Raw genomic sequence first — 15,184 nt, forward strand, 5'->3', positions numbered from 1 at the left:
TTTGTAGACCATCGGGTGACCCGCTTTCGTGGCGCGGATTTCGAATCCGGCCTTCTCGAGTGCCTTCAGGATCACTTTCGTGTCCTGGTCGATTCCTCTGAATCTCTGTGGCAATCTTCGCACCTCTCTATTTAGTTGACAACCACAGCCTAACCTATAGGTTGTCAATTGGCAACCTATAGGTTTGTGGGCGACCTCTACCTGGACTTTCCACCGACAGCAGGACCACACGTCCAGGCTGAAGCGATTTACCCGAAAGTATCTCCACCGCTAAGGAACTCAGTTGGTTTCTCGGCTTGCCCCGCGCTGGTGATGGGGCCAGGCGCCGATCATCCATTTTCTCTCCCCTGCAACTGTTTTCGAGCATCGATTCGTATCGAGAACCTTCCGCGCCGTCGGCCGCGCCTCGGCGCCCAACGGCCGAGATGCGGAATAATGCTCAGGGACGCCAATCACAACCGAATTGTTTCTACGAGGAAAGCGAATATTCCTATGAACCCACTGGTTTCGTCGGTGTCGTACGGCGTCCACAGCTCCGACTGGTCAGCCTGGGGCTGGATCGGCGCCCTGGCCCTGTTCCTACTCGGGGGTGCGATCGCCTTCGCCGCCGTCACTATCGGCCGGATGTCGTACTGGATCTATGACGACCGGGAGCTGAACAGCACACGGCACTGCGTCATCGCAGTACTCGTCTCAATCGGGCTGTGGGCCTTGTCGTTGTGGCCGCTGCTCACTTCTCTAGGCGCGCTGGCACGTCACAGTCGCAGCACCGAGTTCGCGGTGTGGTTCACCATCGGCGGCACCGTCGTGTTGGCCGCCTGCTACATGCTGGCGGCCCCGGCCAGTAACTGGCTCGCATCCTTCATCACGGGACGTGATTACAGCGGGCGCGATACTCCCGATCTGCTGTTTCTTGCGATCGCCGTTCCTGCCCTTGCGACTGTTCTGATCGGGTTCGGAGTGCAGATCAGCGAAAAGGTTTACCGGGAGGGTGCGGGCAGTGTCATCGTCGAGATCGCACTCAGCGTTGCAGTCGTCGGCACCGCTGTCTATTTCCTGGCCAAAGCCTTGATCGCACTGAACAAGCATTTCGCGAACAAGAGTTACTAAGTCGCAGGCGAATCGTCACGGTCGTCGCAGGTCCTCAAGAGGGTGTGCGGCGACCGTGTCGTTTCAGGGGTGAATGTGCGTCGTATCCGATTTCCCGAGGCTGGATATGAAGTCGCGGTTTCTTTGTTCGACCGCATCCCATACCGAGAGGCCGGGGTTGCCGCCGATGCAGGCTCCGGGGATCGATTCGATCGCCATCGACGGCGGAGGTCCGTCCAGGAGGGTGGTGGGCCAGAAGTCTTCGGTAACAGCATGGGTGGCGGGGAGAGAGATTTCGGAGGACTGGCGCCGGTCGTGACCTCCCCCGACTCCTATCCAGATCAGCCGTGGCGCTGTCCGGCGGCGCCACCGAGGTTCGGCGGGGTCGTTGAATCCGCGGATCCAGTGTCCTCCTTCGGCGTCGGTGATCGGCGTCCCCTCGGGGGTGGCGCGCAGTTGCGCGGCACTGTCGTAGACGCGTCCGCGATTAAGTACTGCGTCGAATTCGCTGTCGTAGTTGGTCATCGAACCCCCGTGGTGTGGTGTCGCCGAGGCTGACGCCTTCGGGCGAGGTTTGTGTTTGTCATCGTGTCATGCGGTTCGGACACCACCGGCTCTCGCGACAGATCGAGCGACCCGGCGTATGTACGCCGCGCGCGTGTCAGAGCGTCTGGATCCAGCATTCGACTGCTTGCTGTGCTGCGTGTACCGGGTCGCTGAGCGTGATCTCGACCGTTCCGTCCTCGTACCAGTTCTCTTCCACCTCCCCGCCCAGGCCGCGAACCAGCTCTACGGTGCCGATTTCCGCTGTGACGGTTCCGCCGTCGCCGGTCGTCAACCGAAGGGCCGTCTGAACGGGACTGACCGTGCACACGTACAGGGCGCGCCCGTCGTCGGCGACGTCGATGTTCAATTCGTCGTCGCTTTCGTTCTTTTCGTTGGCGTAGGCGATGAATGCATCGGTGAACTCGGCCGGAATGTCGATGGTGGTCATGGTTCCTCTTCGAGTGGAGGCTGTGTGTCGAGTGAGGAGAACACTAACACAAGTGATACTTATTTGGTTATCGACTTGACTTTTTAGTATTCAGGTGGAAGTGTTGCAATTATGCCGAACATGAGTGCAGCCGAACACCTCAAACGCCTACGCGCACAGCATGGTTGGTCTCAACGCGACTTGGCGAGCAGAGCTGGCATTGCTCAGCCCGTGCTCTCGCGGTACGAGTCGGGCGTCTCGGAGCCGCGCTTTTCGACGTTGCTGTCCATCCTCGAGGTCGGGGACTACGAGTTGATCGGTTTGCTCGCTCCGGTCACGGCCGAGCAATGCGCGGCAGGTGAATTCGACGACCTGACCGACGTGGAGATCGCGGCAAGGGTTGGCCGGCCTGCCGAAGATGTGCGGATCTGGTTCGCGCACTACGGCGATCAGCTCGGAATGGTGAGCGCCCAGAAGGCGGGCGAGCCTGCGCGTGTGGCGTACGGGCGGCCTCCTCGTTCGCGAACCGCAGGCCGAGAGGAGGTGGTGGTCAGTCCGGCCGCTACACATTCGGCGCGGGCCATGATTCATGCCGGCCGCGATCTCGCGGGCGCACTCAACCCGGTCACCATCGACGACGGCCTGGCGGCCCCGCTCAGCGACAACGAGCTCGACGAGGTGAGCGAGGCGATCGGCGTGGTGCGAGACAAACTCAACAGAGCCGAGAAGTTCATCGGGGAACTACGGACACGACCCACGCCCTGACCACAGGGAGGCCCGCCGACCAGCTGCAACCCGCCTACAACACAGTGAAGCGGACGTACGGAGATGAACGGCCCTGGCGGTGTTCAGAGCACCGCCAGGGCCAACCAACCAGTCACAGAAACAGGAGTCTGTAACCATGAGCGATTCTATTCGGCCCCACATCGGCCGGCCCGCCGGCAGTGCGCAACGCCGACCCCAGCAACGCGCGATCGCCACCCGGGCCGCGATCGTGAGAGTGTTTGCGATCGCTTTCGACACCGCCGGTTACGCCGCGACCACCATGAACGATGTGATCAAGGCCAATTCCATCACCAAAGGTTCCGTCTACTTTCATTTCCTGTCCAAGGAAGCGCTCGCACAGCAGCTCATCGAGTACTGGGATGATGCAGTCGCGCAATCGGTTTCCGACGCAGCAGCAGCCGGTGGATCAATTGCCGAGCAGCTACGTACCGTGTTCGCCTCCCTCGCCGACCACGTCGAAGGAGATCGGAATATCCGCGCTGGTTTCAAACTCACTCTCGATCCCTCCATCGACGGCGCGCACACCTCGTACCGCCGGTGGATCGACACCACCAGCGATCTCGTCGAAGCCGGTATCCGCTCGGGGTCGATCAGCGATACCGCCACCAATCACCGCTTGGCGTGGAATCTGTGCTCGGGTTTCGTCGGGGCAGTACACAGCGTCTCGATCTTGCGCGAGGACCTCGACCTCGCCGCTCGCACCTCGGACATGCTGTCCTCATACCTGCTCAGTGCCACTGCCGGGGCCGAGGCGGAGGACCGCGCATGAGCAGGCCCGCCCACCATCCCTTACGTGCGGACTCCGCTCCCCCAGCGGAAGCCGTCATCGGCCACGAGGAGACCGCCGCGCATGCCCAGTTGTCAGCCATGATCGATGCACTCTTCAAGGCACAAGCAGCAATCGCCGAAGCCCGCGCAACACTGCGGGCGATGTACGCAGGACCGACCGCATCACCGGAGGTCGAGTCCTTCCTCGCGGCCGAAGCCGAAGACCAGGACATCGTCGCTCACCTCGCTGACGCCGCGCGAAGCCTGCGCGCGACGCACGCGATCGTGCAGGCCCATCGCGAGAGCTTCACTGCTTCCGGGCGTGCGCCCTACGAGGCCGTGTCGGGCCGAACAAACACCTGATTACCTGTCGCGGTGGCGCGGGTATCCCCACATCACCCGCATGAGGCCCACCCCCCGGCGAGTACACAGCCGGTTGGCGGGCCTTGTGCGCGGTGCGGGCGCAGATACCCCTTCAGTACTTCGCCGCTTCCCGCCCCGTACGACTTCCCTGCTGCGCCGGATCAAAACACTCGATCCCCCATCTCGGAGGGCAAGCGTCGACGTACGCTCCACTCGATTTCGAATATACGTTCGACTAGAGTGTGAGCGGTAAGGCGATGACGGAGGAGGTCAGCACCTATGACCGCCGACCCGAACACTCTCGCGTCACTGACTCCCGGTGATCGCATCGAGGCACTGCGCCGACGTATGGCGTCGATCCCCGCTCGTACCGACGGGGCCGCTGCCCCGGCCGTACCCACCGAACACAGCGAAGCGCGGTTCGAGACACGCCCCGAGACGATCACCGAATCCGCAACGAGTGTCCTCGAGGTTCCTCCGGCGCTCGCTGACCTGCTCCCGAGGGGACTCACACGCGGTTCTGTCGTCTCGGTGGACGGTGCGTCGTCGGTGCTACTCAGCCTGCTCGCCTCCGTCACCGGCAGCGGTAAGCACGCCGCGATCATCGGCCTGCCGAAACTCGGACTCCTCGCGGCCACCGAAATGGGAGCCGACCTCGCCCGCTGTGCCCTGATCCCTACTCCGGGGTCTGCGGCGATAGACGTGGCGGCGATTTTGCTCGACGGAATGGACTTGATTGTTCTCGGGCTGGCCGGCGCAGCGGTTCCTCCGACCAGGGCGCGCGCGGTAGTTGCCCGTGCGCGCTCTGTTGACCGGACTAAGAAGCGACACGCCTTCATGCTTGAGCGGCATTCGGCCCGAGGTCGGTAGGAATCACCTATCCCGAGATTCCGGAAGGTGGTGTCCAGTGTCTGAATGCGCGCAGCGTGATATCGAGGCGATAGAGGTCGTCCGTTGGGGGCGGGTTATCCGAAACGAGGCTGTGGTTCCGTGGGTGGTGTGTGGAGACGACGGGGCGGTGGTGGAACCGATAAACCGGTTCCTGACAGATTTCGTCGCGCAGGGAAACAGCTCATCGTCAGTGCGCAGCTATGCCTACGACCTGCTCCGATGGTGGCGGTGGCTGCGTGCAGTCGAGGTGGCATGGAACCAGGCAACTTCTGCGGAGTGTCGAGATTTGGTGTTGTGGCTGCTCAAGACACGCAAGATTCGAGACTGGCCGCGAACGAAGTCGGTGGACACGGCGGGCACGGTCAATGCGATCACGCGGAAGCAGTATCTGGACGACCGGTACGCCGCGCGCACCATCCGGCACTCGAATGCAGTGGTGCGGGCGTTCTACGAATTCTGGATCGATCAGGGCGAAGGTCCGGTGATCAATCCTGTGCCGTTGGCCAGAAGAGACACCCGGGCCAATGCTCACCACAATCCGCTCGAGTTGTTCCGCAAGGAAGGACGGATTCGGTACAACCCGAAGGTACCGATACGTCGTCCCCGTGCCATCCCGGACGCGAGATGGCACGAATTGTTCATGGCGTTGGGTTCGAATCGGGACCGGGCGCTACTGGCACTGGTGGTCAGTAACGGTGTACGGGCAGCGGAAATCCTGGGACTCCGGATGATCGACGTCGACTGGGGGGATCAACTGATTCGCGTCACTCGCAAAGGAACCCGGGCGGAGCAGTGGCTACCGGCGAGCTCGGAGGCGTTCGTGTGGCTGAGGTTGTACCTCGCAGATCTTGGAGTGCACCCGAATCCGAACGAACCTCTATGGCAGTCACGTCGACGACGCCGAAATAGCAGAGGCGAGTTGGCATACGGGATGTTGACTTACGACGGGCTCCGCAAAGTCGTGATGCGCGCGAACGACAAACTGGGTACGAACTGGACGATGCACGATCTGCGCCACACCGCGGCTTTGCGGRTGTCCAGGGATGAAAACCTCTCTGCTCGTGACGTTCAGACAATTCTGGGCCACGCGCACTTGTCGACGACCAGCGATATCTACCTGGTAGAAGACCAGGCCGCGGTGATCGAGCGTGTCCGTCGCCATCTCGCTCATCGCGACGAGAACAGCGCGCGCCCCTTCGTCGACGTTTCCGCTGGATACGAGCGAACCGATCTGGAGATCTTGTTCGGAGGAACACTGCCATGACCTCGACAACACCCGATTCCAATTTGCGAGTTCCGACGAATCCGCGCCTGCGTCATCAGTTCCAGCGTCGAGAAGACCTCGCGGACATTCCGGTCAAGGGGGGAATGCGGGATCGGATGTCGATCCCGGAGGTTCTCGCGGTGCTGCCGCCATACACAAACAAAACGAACGCGACGACCTCCCGGCATGCGCGGAAGAAGGGCAGCGAGCGCACGGCTCGAATCATCTTGGAATGGCTCGACAACCATCCTGGGACGGGTTGGCAGGAAAAGTGGATTTCCTCCGGTAGCGATACCGATTTGGCATGGCTCGATGCATTGACAGACCCCGACGATCCACGACAGGAGAAAGGAAAGCGCGACGAGATGAAGCGCGGGTTGGTTCGGTTGTTTCTCGGTCGTATCGTCTTCCCAGGTTATGGATTCCTCTCGAACTACCAAGCGACGAACCTGTACTCGATTGCGCGGGCAGCGTTTCGACCTGACCTCTTCGCTCGATTCGAAGAACGAGCGGATGCTCTCGCGGCCAACGCCAACCAACGCAAGCAAGCAATGGTGGTCGCCACTCAGATAGTTCTGCACACTGGCAGAGACCTTCACGAACTTAACTCGAATGATCTGCTGGCCTATCGTGCCTGGCACTTCTTGCACCGAGGCTCTAACCCGCGCACCGCGCATCTGGCATGGTCGGCCTTGGTGGGGATCGCCGATCTCGATGGACACCAGAACCCTGGATATGGCGATTCGCCACGGTCAGCGCAAGACTGAGGATCTCGTCGACGGGTACGGTATCGAACAGTCCGCGGTACGCGAGGTCCTCATTCGATATCTGAACGAGCGGCGACCGGGAATGGACTACAACAGTTTCGCCTCGCTTGTCTCAAGTGTTGTCGGCCGGTTCTGGTCCGACATCGAACGCCACAACCCAGGTCTCGAGACACTCGACATCCCCCGCGATGCTGCCGAGGCATGGAAACTGCGACTGAGTGTGATCGTCAACGACGCCGGCGAAACTCGACCGCGCCGAGACTACTTCAGCACCCTGATGGCGGTTCGAGGAATGTATCGAGACATTCAGGAGTGGGCAACGGACGACCCGACGTGGGCGCAGTGGAGTTTTCCCAGTCCGGTTCGCAGGCAAGACACGCGGGGTTCCCACAAAGCCCGTACCCAAGCCACAGCGGAAATTCATCAACGAATCCGGGAGCGTTTACCGCATCTTCCGGCGCTAATCGCTGCCGCCGCTCGCCGCAAATCCGAGACCGCGGCCATCCTTGCCGCGACACTGTCCACCCCGATCGGCGAGACTTTCGAACTCGCCGGCGGTAGCTACCAGCGAACCATCCCGAAATCGTTCGACAAAACCAGCTACGGGCACGATGCACCGCCCATCCAGATCGAAGATCTTCACACCGGCGAGGTCATCGCAGTCGGCAAGGACGAACACGAAGCGTTTTGGTCGTGGTCGGTGATAGAGACTCTGCGCCACACAGGTATTCGCGTCGAAGAGCTTCTCGAGATCACCCATCTCGCGATCACGTCTTATCAACTTCCCGAGACCGGGGAGATAGTTCCCATGTTGCAGATCGTTCCCTCGAAGAACAACGAGGAGCGTCTACTGTTGATCAGTCCGGAACTGGCCAGTGTGCTTGCCACCATCATCAGTCGTCTGCGTGCAGACAATGACGGCGCGATCCCCTTGACTCCGCGTTATGACCATTACGAACGCGTTTTTGGTCCTCGTCTGCCGCACTTGTTCCAGCACCGACACGGTTGGAACTGGTCAGTTCCCAGCCCTGCCTCGGTACAGAAATGGCTCGACCAAATTGTGTCGGACGCAGGCGTGACGAACGCCGTCGGCGAGACGCTACGGTATACCGCGCATGACTTCCGGCGAATGTTCGCAACTGAATCCGTCGGCGGCGGTCTACCGGTGCATATCGTCTCGAAACTACTTGGGCACAAGAATATTTCGACAACACAGGCATACACCGCAGTGTTCGACGAGGAACTGGTTCGCTCCTACAGGGCATTCCTCGATGCTCGTCGCGCTGTCCGCCCAGACGGGGAGTACCGAGAACCCACGGCAGAAGAGTGGCGCGATTTTCACCAGCACTTCGAGCACCGCAAACTCGAGCTCGGGACATGCGGCCGACCGTACGGCACTCCCTGTAAACACGAACATGCCTGCATCCGGTGCCCGAGCCTGCACGTCGATCCACGGTCGCACGACCGGCTCGCAGAAATAGCGGCGAACCTGCGCGACCGCATCGACGAGGCTCGCAGCAACGGATGGACCGGTGAAGTCGAAGGTCTCACAGTCAGCCTCAATGCTGCTGCCGCCAAAATCGTCAGCCTGGAACGTATGCGTGACGGGGTACACCGTTCCTCTGTAGATCTCGGCATTCCCGTGATCAGAGGCTTGCACTCGTAGAGAGCAACGCGGTGCTGGGCGGCGTTGGCACGCACGCCGCCGTGCTGGGCGGCGTTGGCACGCACGCCGCCCAGCACCGATTCAGTGGCTAACCGACGGTAAACGTGCCGGTCTGTGTCACACCATCTTCCTCATATACGGCAATGGTGCGAGCGGGCTCGTGAAACGCGACTGTGCCGTCCGCGAGAGTCGTTTGGGGCAACGACAAAACCTGCTCTTTCGACAGCTCAGGGGCAACGAGATCAGTCTTCTTCACGTACCCGACCTGACCGTTAGAGCCTTGTGCCGCAATCAAGTCGGGAAGATCCGCATCGTTCTCGACCCCCTCGGCCGTTCCGACAGTCTGCCCACGCTCGTTTATCGAGGGCTCGGGAGCCTCGGCGGATCGTGCTCCGGGTGCGGGAAAGTCCAGAGGCGAACTGGGGAAGGTGACGTGATCGACGTAAGACGATCCGTTGTAGAACCTTTGCAAGCCATGGCTGTTGTAGGAGCCGGGCCCGCAATCTGCGCCGCTCGTGGACACAGAATAGGTATTGACCGGATATGCGAGGTAGAAGTATCCCTGGGCTTCGCAGAGAATGCCCGATTTGAACAGTCGGGACAGAATTCCTGCGTTGCCTGGGGTGATCAGTTCACCGAAGACAGTCCAGGCGGTGCTTGTTGCTACCGGAGCGGGGGCGTTTGAGACTGCCGAATTGGTCAGGTACAGAGTGCCTCCTACTAACCCCGTGGACCCGGTCCATCCCGTGGAGGTCTCGGCTGAAGCTGTCGGAACGCCGACGAAAGCAAGTGCTGACACTGTGGCGGCGGTGATCATCATCTTTGACGCGGTACGAAGGTGCATTGGATTTGGTCCTCACTTCACATGTGCATGGGCGATGTTAGGAAGGTGTCAGCAGTACTCGATGACTGCGTCGCTGTCGTCGCTGGTCTCGTCCCAATTGCCGTGGTAGGCAATGCCGATGACTTGGGTATGGAATGCGTACTGCTTTTGGCCGGAGCATGATGCGTAGTAAGTGAGCGTCTGCTGGGTATTGCGCTCATTGGAATACCGTTCACTGTGTCGGTAGTACTCGCCGGTGTCGAAGTCGTATCGCCACAGGATGGTGGTGATTCCGCGGAGATCGGGAGTGTCGGTGCAACTGACCGACATTCCGAACGACATGGGCGAGACCGGGGCCAACCCTGTTTTCGCCGGACCTATCGCCTGGTAAAAACAGGTGATCGCGTGCCGTGGAGCAACTCCGCCTTCCAGTTCCGGCGGTACGTCGGGGTATTCGAATTCGGGTGCGGGCTTGGGTGGCAGAGGGTCCGTCGGTGTCGTTGCCGGATCCGCGATCGCGGCTCCTCCGCTCCCCAGCGTCAGTGCGAGTGCTGCTCCGAGGGCGGTGCCTAATTTCAAGAACGAATGTTTGCTCATACCTGTCTCTTCCGTCGGAAAGGGTCGAACAGTCATCAACGAGAGCGATCTCATCGTTGCATGTTCAACGAAAGAAGGGAACTGTTTGGTACGAAACTTTGAAACCAATTTTACGTAAACTTTGTCTAATAAGGATCCATTCGTGACTTTGTGGACGGTTTTCCAAAGAATTAAGCTGTATTTGGTACTCGATGTTACGGAAACATCACCCCGGGACCTCTGAGACCGGAAGGCGGGGGCTGGGGTAGGGAACGGATGGCGCTCGTGCCCTTGGCAATAGCTGCGTAGTGACTGAAAAATGTGACTGGACTGTGCAGCTTCGTTCAGGCGACTAGGTTCGGGTGCATGACTAGTTCACGCATTCCTGACGGGGAACTGACTACGATTCGGGAACGGACCTCGCTGGCAGATGTCGTTGAGGAGTTCACGAAGCTCAAGTGGAGTGGGCGCGACGCGAAGAAGGGCTACTGCCCGTTTCACGGAGACCACGCTGCGAACTTCTATGTTCGTGTTCAGTCGCAGCTATTCCATTGCTTCTCCTGCCACGAGACCGGCGATATTTTCGGTTTCCTGATGCTGGCAGAGAAGACCGACTTCGACTCCGCCGTGGTGAGTGCCGCGGCACGCATCGGCTACCGCATCCACTATCAAGACGACGAACCAACGTAGGAGCAGTGTCACGGCGTAGGGTCGCCGTCCTGCAGGGTCATTCCGCTGATTGCGGCATGGAAGTCCGATCCGTTCATGAACATCCAACCCTTGTGCAACTGCCCTAGAAATTGGAACGGCCGCCCGACGCAAGTCGTGTCGTCCCCGGCGTCTTCGCCTGTGACTCAGAGGTATCGGTTTAGTCCGGTGAAGCAGCAAGGGTTCGTGCCTGGTCGTCACCGAGGGGCGATGGGATGGGGCGGATATCCGCATTGATTCCCATGTCGCCGAGTACACGGGGATCGGGCAGGGCTATGGGCGCATCACAGGCTTCTCCGTTGATGTCGAGGTCAGTGGCCGGGGGATACGTCCCCGATCCGGCAGGATCGATCTGAGCGCTGCAGACGGGGTAGTGGGATGGACGGCGCACGCTCCCGCACAATCGGCTCCGCTTCCGCTTCCGCAGGCGCTATGACCACCCCGGACTTCACCGGCTGGCGTGAGCCCTGGCCACTGACCCCGACTCTGCGCCCACTCCCAGAGCCCCAGCCGGTCATCGTCGAGACGAACCGCGCTTTGCCCTTGGCGAAGAACGCCACGCGCCCCGACCGGCTCCCGCTGCGAGTGCTCGCCGGCGGTCTCCGCCTCGAAGGCACCATGCCGGGAAAGCTTTACGCGTGGGCGCTCTTGAGTGACGGTCAGTGGCTCGGTTGTAGACAGAGTTCGTGATTGACCACGGCGGAACCAACAGTGTCGACATCGACATGCTCGTCACTGCCGACGCCATCACTGAAGCACCCGCAACGTGACCGTTGTAGCCATGTTTTTGATTACTGATCATTGACCGAGTCCATCCTGGGTCTGGTGAGGTAAGCGATCCGCTTCCGAAAGGTGAAGCGGGTGGCGGGTTCTCGAAACTTTCATATTATTCACGAACTCTTTGCTCGAAACGGATACCGCGTGGTTCGTTTCTGTGAGAAGGTCTGTTCGGGTCGGGGGACCCATTCGAAGGACTCAGTTCAGGAGAATCGATGCGCAGAAGATCTCGGTTTTTCGTGGCGCTCTTTGTCGCGGCCCCACTCCTCTTGTCCATTCAACCCGTTATTGCTTCAGCACAACCAACCTCGCCGGATGTGGTGGTTCCGGTACCCGAAGCGCCTGACACTCGATACGACCCGACGGTCGAAGGTGATACCGCCCGTAAGGCGGCGCTGCCGAGCTGTGCTGACATCGCGGCGATTCCGCAGGAAGAGCGTCAAAGTGCCGAGTGCGCCGACACCACGGGGATGATCCCGAAATCGTCCTCGTCGACCGCTCGGGCCACTGAGGACGAGCCCCCTTTGGCTGATTGGTGTCTCGGCAGTGCGAGTGACGCTCAATGGCGCAACTACCGCTTCGACGCGTGCCGCATCAAAACCGGCTATGCCGCGCTCGTCAACAGTCGCGGCACTGTTCGCGGCGGATTCTTCTGGGCCGAAACGAATTACGTCTACACCGGTTCCGTCGTAGGTACGACCCGATGGGCCCATCGGTTGATTGTGAGCACTACGGGCCTGTGGGGGGCAGCGCAGAGTGCAGGTATGGACATCGACTCCACTTGCGTCTCGAATTGCACCCGGCTCAACTACTCGCCCTCGACAAGTATCCCGATGTTGACCAACCCGGTGATTTCTCGGAGCTACTACTACGACGCGGTGATGGGATCTGCGGGAAGCGCCATCACGGCCAACGCCAAAGTGCAGTGGACCGTCAATACCTCGACCGCGAACCCGAACTCTCCCGGCGCAATCATTCAGCCACAATGGCGTTGCGACAACAGCGCCCCCGGTTTGTCCGGCTCCGGGTGCGTGTATCCGACCCACTACCCGATCCTGCTCTACCCCACGAGCATGTACAACGAGTTGGGTAACCACATTCAGAATGCACAGAACTCCGGGCTACCCGGTGACTACGTCTCCGGCGGAGGCGGGACGCCGCTGCACCGCGTCGTCGACGAGAGCATCCAGACGGCGAACCGTGCGATCGCGTGCGGGTCGTGGACGAACCCGCAGCCAGGGGTGACCAGCTGCGACGAATACCCCTTCGCGAGCACCATCGAAGGTGCCGCGTCCGGCCCGAGCGGCGGACGCACCTTCCCCGGCTGCGAGATCCCGCAGTTGCCATCCGATGGATCTGTGACCGGTCCGATCGGGTTCAGCGCGTGCTACGTCAACGACTCGCAGAACAGCTACGCCGGAGTCGAATTGGGTGTGATGTACCAGCACAATCGCGTCATGGCCGGAGATTCTTTCTTCGTCGACGTAGTTTGACAGTCAACACACATGCGCAGTTGTGAAGGAGGCCGATGTGGCGGAGTTGGTCCGTAGAGAGTTCACGGTCCCGGTCAGTTCCCGTTGTTTCCTGTTGATGCGCCCTGCCGGATGGGACGTCGACGACCTCGACGACACAGCCGGGGCAGACAAGCCGTTCGTTCGCGGCGGTGCCGACATCTTGTTCGTCAAGACCGGCATTTCGATGGGGCCGGTCGAGGTGGAAGTCGTGGTCACCGACGAAGCGCCGGGGCTACCCGACCGACAGTGGGAAGAGGTCACCGAGGTCCCACTCGATGTCAGCGAGGGTGATCTGCGCGTGCACGGCGCGGAGGCCATGATCATCGACGAGCAGGGCGGCTCTGTCCTACCTGAGAGCGCGGCGGCTACGTATCGGGTGCGTGTGAGCGCGCAGGGACGCCATGGTCAGCCCGATCAGGTCGTACAGAGTTCGTCGGAGCGGTATCTGCTGGAACTGTGGGAACAGCAGTACCCTGCGCCGTTCGCTGTGCTCAGGTCCAAGGACTGGACCACGGGCGAGGTCACCGACCACATCGCGTAGCTGCACATATCACCGAGGGCGAGATAGCTTGGGAATCCGGCTATCTCGCCCTCATTGCGTCTCGATCGGCACGCCTCTATCTCACTCCACGTCTTCAATCTGATGGGTGCGGTCATTGACCGCCAATACACAAGCTCGCGTGCGTAAAAATTCACCCGCTCACTGGCGACGGAAAAACTGGCCTGGACCTGTGGCTCTGGGTCACCTCGGACGCCATCAGCAGCGCCGGTCCGTAACCCTCGTCCAGACCTCAAACCAAATGAAGATTCGACCGGACTGGTGTTCTCCTCTGGAGTTTCTTTTGGAGTATTTGGCCGATGCCTGATTCCCGCAGATCAGGTGCAAGCGACCAACGCGTCCCGACTATTTTTTCGACTATCTACTCGACTATTGTTCGACTGCCCATTCAACCGTCGGGATGACTGTCACCGCAGTTCAGAAGAGCTTTTTCGGTTAGCATTAGCCGTAATCTAAACCAAGCCGCAATCCCAATCTAGGAGCTTCGATGGCAAAGGTTCAGTGCCCCCACGCACCGTCCAAACATGACGGGCACTCGAAAGATTCGCCCGAATTTCGAAGGTGCCTCGAACGCGAACGCGTGCGGATCCGAGGACGTCGACTTCTTCGCGAATTGAGGATGATGAGCGAAAGTCCGGCGCGACAGGTCCATTCCGATGGACCGTCGTTCGGCTGATCTGAATCGGGCCATGCGCGTTCGGTTTTCGTAGCGCTGGATTCGGGGAGTGCCAGCGCGGCATTTCATACGGCCTTGAATGTGCGAATACCCCGGTTCGAAGTCGGCCGGGGTATTTTGCGGTTACACACTTGCCATCTTGTCGACAAGTTAACTTTCTCGTTCAGGTGCGGCCCGCACACCGCGTCGATATCGCTGGTGTGGTCAACGTTTCTTGCCTTTCGGTTCGTTGTCTTGTCGGTGAGCACCCCAGGTGTGGGCTCGTACGTCGGCGCAGATCGGGCAGTAACTTTCTTCGGGAGTGAACGTCCAGCCCGGTTCGATCGCGGATGCGACGTCATTGCAGGAGGATTCGGGTTCTGCTGCGCTGGGAGAAGTGCCGCAGGAAGCGCAGGTTGAGACTGTATGCGGCCCCCTGGCGGATGTGATTGATGGTGTGAGCGGGAGCGGGACGGCCTCGCCGAGACGTGGTTTCGCCCATAGAAGCGCCTGCAGAGCATCGGTCGAGCGCTCGTACCGTTGCCCGTTCACGGTCGTCGGTTGCCGTTCGATGTGATGTCAGTTTCCGGCATGCAGCCCTCCTCGGAGTCAACCGGCATGGGTGGGACCAACGGGAGCACAGCGACGATGTGGATGTTTTCCCAGTTGGATGGTCGCCGGCTGACCTCGATCTCTTCATCGAGGAGGTCTTGCAGGGATCGTGCGATTTGTTCGTCGGTGTCGTAGCCGTTGCCCCAGACGTTGTCCGGTCCGCGTACTCGGCGTTCGTTGTCGATGATCGTGTAGTAGACGCTGGCTTCTATTTCATCGGGGAAATCGTTGGTGTTGTTGTCTTCCTCGGGGATTGGGGTGGTGAGGATGACGAAGTGGTGGTCATCTGAGACGGCTCGGACGGTCCACCACATGTCTTGGTTGTGACAGCTTGATGAGGCCCCGGCTCGACGGTTAGACCTGGCCCCGTTTGCGACTCGCCGGTGGTGTTGC

At 60.4% G+C, this 15,184-nt stretch carries 17 protein-coding genes and 1 pseudogene; 12 read left to right on the plus strand and 6 right to left on the minus strand.

The window, feature by feature from the left end; all coding sequences use genetic code 11:
* Window positions 1-492: 492 nt before the first annotated feature.
* Window positions 493-1,110, plus strand: coding sequence for a hypothetical protein (locus tag AC1DWA_RS23575; protein ID WP_477847107.1), 618 nt, complete (start codon window positions 493-495; stop codon window positions 1,108-1,110).
* A 63-nt stretch (window positions 1,111-1,173) separates the two neighbouring features.
* Here AC1DWA_RS23575 and AC1DWA_RS23580 read toward each other — a convergent pair whose 3' ends face one another.
* Together AC1DWA_RS23580 and AC1DWA_RS23585 are read right to left on the minus strand one after the other, a co-directional pair.
* Window positions 1,174-1,614, minus strand: coding sequence for a hypothetical protein (locus tag AC1DWA_RS23580; protein WP_477847109.1), 441 nt, complete (start codon window positions 1,612-1,614; stop codon window positions 1,174-1,176).
* 136 nt (window positions 1,615-1,750) lie between these two features.
* Window positions 1,751-2,083: a hypothetical protein gene (locus tag AC1DWA_RS23585; RefSeq protein WP_477847111.1), complete on the minus strand. Its 333-nt coding sequence runs from the start codon at window positions 2,081-2,083 to the stop codon at window positions 1,751-1,753.
* A 120-nt stretch (window positions 2,084-2,203) separates the two neighbouring features.
* Here AC1DWA_RS23585 and AC1DWA_RS23590 point away from each other — a divergent pair, with 120 nt between their 5' ends.
* The 7 genes and pseudogenes from AC1DWA_RS23590 (at window position 2,204) to AC1DWA_RS23620 (ending at window position 8,567) form a co-directional block, all read left to right on the plus strand.
* Window positions 2,204-2,827: a helix-turn-helix domain-containing protein gene (locus tag AC1DWA_RS23590; protein ID WP_477847113.1), complete on the plus strand. Its 624-nt coding sequence runs from the start codon at window positions 2,204-2,206 to the stop codon at window positions 2,825-2,827.
* A gap of 136 nt (window positions 2,828-2,963) precedes the next feature.
* Window positions 2,964-3,617, plus strand: a complete 654-nt coding sequence (locus tag AC1DWA_RS23595; protein ID WP_477847115.1) for a TetR family transcriptional regulator — start codon at window positions 2,964-2,966, stop codon at window positions 3,615-3,617.
* On the plus strand, window positions 3,614-3,979 hold the full coding sequence (locus tag AC1DWA_RS23600; protein WP_477847117.1) for a hypothetical protein: 366 nt from the start codon (window positions 3,614-3,616) through the stop codon (window positions 3,977-3,979). The genes AC1DWA_RS23595 and AC1DWA_RS23600 overlap by 4 nt, the downstream gene beginning before the upstream one ends.
* A 459-nt stretch (window positions 3,980-4,438) precedes the next feature.
* Window positions 4,439-4,798: pseudogene (locus AC1DWA_RS23605) on the plus strand (hypothetical protein); the annotation flags it as partial.
* Between the two features lie 88 nt (window positions 4,799-4,886).
* Window positions 4,887-6,134, plus strand: coding sequence for a tyrosine-type recombinase/integrase (locus AC1DWA_RS23610; protein ID WP_477917114.1), 1,248 nt, complete (start codon window positions 4,887-4,889; stop codon window positions 6,132-6,134).
* The gene (locus AC1DWA_RS23615) at window positions 6,131-6,901 is read left to right on the plus strand and encodes a hypothetical protein (protein ID WP_477847120.1); all 771 of its coding nucleotides are present in this window, start codon (window positions 6,131-6,133) and stop codon (window positions 6,899-6,901) included. Before AC1DWA_RS23610 ends, AC1DWA_RS23615 begins: the two co-directional genes overlap by 4 nt.
* Window positions 6,849-8,567, plus strand: a complete 1,719-nt coding sequence (locus tag AC1DWA_RS23620) for a tyrosine-type recombinase/integrase (RefSeq protein ID WP_477847122.1) — start codon at window positions 6,849-6,851, stop codon at window positions 8,565-8,567. Before AC1DWA_RS23615 ends, AC1DWA_RS23620 begins: the two co-directional genes overlap by 53 nt.
* Before the next feature lie 88 nt (window positions 8,568-8,655).
* Here AC1DWA_RS23620 and AC1DWA_RS23625 read toward each other — a convergent pair whose 3' ends face one another.
* Entirely contained in the window at window positions 8,656-9,411 is a 756-nt protein-coding gene (locus tag AC1DWA_RS23625; protein WP_477847124.1) for a hypothetical protein, read from the minus strand.
* A gap of 48 nt (window positions 9,412-9,459) precedes the next feature.
* Complete coding sequence (locus AC1DWA_RS23630) at window positions 9,460-9,987, minus strand: hypothetical protein (RefSeq protein ID WP_477847126.1); 528 nt, start codon at window positions 9,985-9,987, stop codon at window positions 9,460-9,462.
* 345 nt (window positions 9,988-10,332) lie between these two features.
* Here AC1DWA_RS23630 and AC1DWA_RS23635 point away from each other — a divergent pair, with 345 nt between their 5' ends.
* Entirely contained in the window at window positions 10,333-10,656 is a 324-nt protein-coding gene (locus AC1DWA_RS23635) for a CHC2 zinc finger domain-containing protein (RefSeq protein ID WP_477847128.1), read from the plus strand.
* A 178-nt stretch (window positions 10,657-10,834) separates the two neighbouring features.
* Here AC1DWA_RS23635 and AC1DWA_RS23640 read toward each other — a convergent pair whose 3' ends face one another.
* Window positions 10,835-11,065 carry a hypothetical protein gene (locus AC1DWA_RS23640; RefSeq protein WP_477847130.1) on the minus strand — a complete coding sequence of 77 codons (231 nt, stop codon included), beginning with the start codon at window positions 11,063-11,065 and terminating at the stop codon, window positions 10,835-10,837.
* Window positions 11,066-11,106: 41 nt separating this feature from the next.
* On the opposite strand from AC1DWA_RS23640, the gene AC1DWA_RS23645 reads away from it, so the two are divergent.
* The 3 genes from AC1DWA_RS23645 (at window position 11,107) to AC1DWA_RS23655 (ending at window position 13,506) form a co-directional block, all read left to right on the plus strand.
* Window positions 11,107-11,364, plus strand: a complete 258-nt coding sequence (locus tag AC1DWA_RS23645) for a hypothetical protein (protein ID WP_477847132.1) — start codon at window positions 11,107-11,109, stop codon at window positions 11,362-11,364.
* 302 nt (window positions 11,365-11,666) lie between these two features.
* The gene (locus tag AC1DWA_RS23650) at window positions 11,667-12,944 is read left to right on the plus strand and encodes a NucA/NucB deoxyribonuclease domain-containing protein (protein WP_477847134.1); all 1,278 of its coding nucleotides are present in this window, start codon (window positions 11,667-11,669) and stop codon (window positions 12,942-12,944) included.
* Between the two features lie 37 nt (window positions 12,945-12,981).
* Window positions 12,982-13,506 carry a hypothetical protein gene (locus AC1DWA_RS23655; RefSeq protein ID WP_477847136.1) on the plus strand — a complete coding sequence of 175 codons (525 nt, stop codon included), beginning with the start codon at window positions 12,982-12,984 and terminating at the stop codon, window positions 13,504-13,506.
* A 1,221-nt stretch (window positions 13,507-14,727) separates the two neighbouring features.
* Here the strand turns inward: AC1DWA_RS23655 and AC1DWA_RS23660 are convergent.
* Window positions 14,728-15,105, minus strand: a complete 378-nt coding sequence (locus AC1DWA_RS23660; protein ID WP_477847138.1) for a hypothetical protein — start codon at window positions 15,103-15,105, stop codon at window positions 14,728-14,730.
* Between the last annotated feature and the right edge of the window lie 79 nt (window positions 15,106-15,184).

Source organism: Rhodococcus sp. P4_F3_2 (genome assembly GCF_056401335.1).

What these genes read in the sequence shown, in the direction of transcription:
- AC1DWA_RS23590 (WP_477847113.1), top strand. Translation starts at nt 2,204, where the DNA reads ATGAGTGCAGCCGAACACCTCAAACGCCTACGCGCACAGCATGGTTGG.
- AC1DWA_RS23645 (WP_477847132.1), top strand. Translation starts at nt 11,107, where the DNA reads ATGACCACCCCGGACTTCACCGGCTGGCGTGAGCCCTGGCCACTGACC.
- AC1DWA_RS23635 (WP_477847128.1), top strand. Translation starts at nt 10,333, where the DNA reads ATGACTAGTTCACGCATTCCTGACGGGGAACTGACTACGATTCGGGAA.
- AC1DWA_RS23585 (WP_477847111.1), bottom strand. Translation starts at nt 2,083, where the DNA reads ATGACCACCATCGACATTCCGGCCGAGTTCACCGATGCATTCATCGCC.
- AC1DWA_RS23650 (WP_477847134.1), top strand. Translation starts at nt 11,667, where the DNA reads ATGCGCAGAAGATCTCGGTTTTTCGTGGCGCTCTTTGTCGCGGCCCCA.
- AC1DWA_RS23620 (WP_477847122.1), top strand. Translation starts at nt 6,849, where the DNA reads ATGGACACCAGAACCCTGGATATGGCGATTCGCCACGGTCAGCGCAAG.
- AC1DWA_RS23630 (WP_477847126.1), bottom strand. Translation starts at nt 9,987, where the DNA reads ATGAGCAAACATTCGTTCTTGAAATTAGGCACCGCCCTCGGAGCAGCA.
- AC1DWA_RS23600 (WP_477847117.1), top strand. Translation starts at nt 3,614, where the DNA reads ATGAGCAGGCCCGCCCACCATCCCTTACGTGCGGACTCCGCTCCCCCA.
- AC1DWA_RS23615 (WP_477847120.1), top strand. Translation starts at nt 6,131, where the DNA reads ATGACCTCGACAACACCCGATTCCAATTTGCGAGTTCCGACGAATCCG.
- AC1DWA_RS23575 (WP_477847107.1), top strand. Translation starts at nt 493, where the DNA reads ATGAACCCACTGGTTTCGTCGGTGTCGTACGGCGTCCACAGCTCCGAC.
- AC1DWA_RS23580 (WP_477847109.1), bottom strand. Translation starts at nt 1,614, where the DNA reads ATGACCAACTACGACAGCGAATTCGACGCAGTACTTAATCGCGGACGC.
- AC1DWA_RS23595 (WP_477847115.1), top strand. Translation starts at nt 2,964, where the DNA reads ATGAGCGATTCTATTCGGCCCCACATCGGCCGGCCCGCCGGCAGTGCG.
- AC1DWA_RS23660 (WP_477847138.1), bottom strand. Translation starts at nt 15,105, where the DNA reads ATGTGGTGGACCGTCCGAGCCGTCTCAGATGACCACCACTTCGTCATC.
- AC1DWA_RS23625 (WP_477847124.1), bottom strand. Translation starts at nt 9,411, where the DNA reads ATGCACCTTCGTACCGCGTCAAAGATGATGATCACCGCCGCCACAGTG.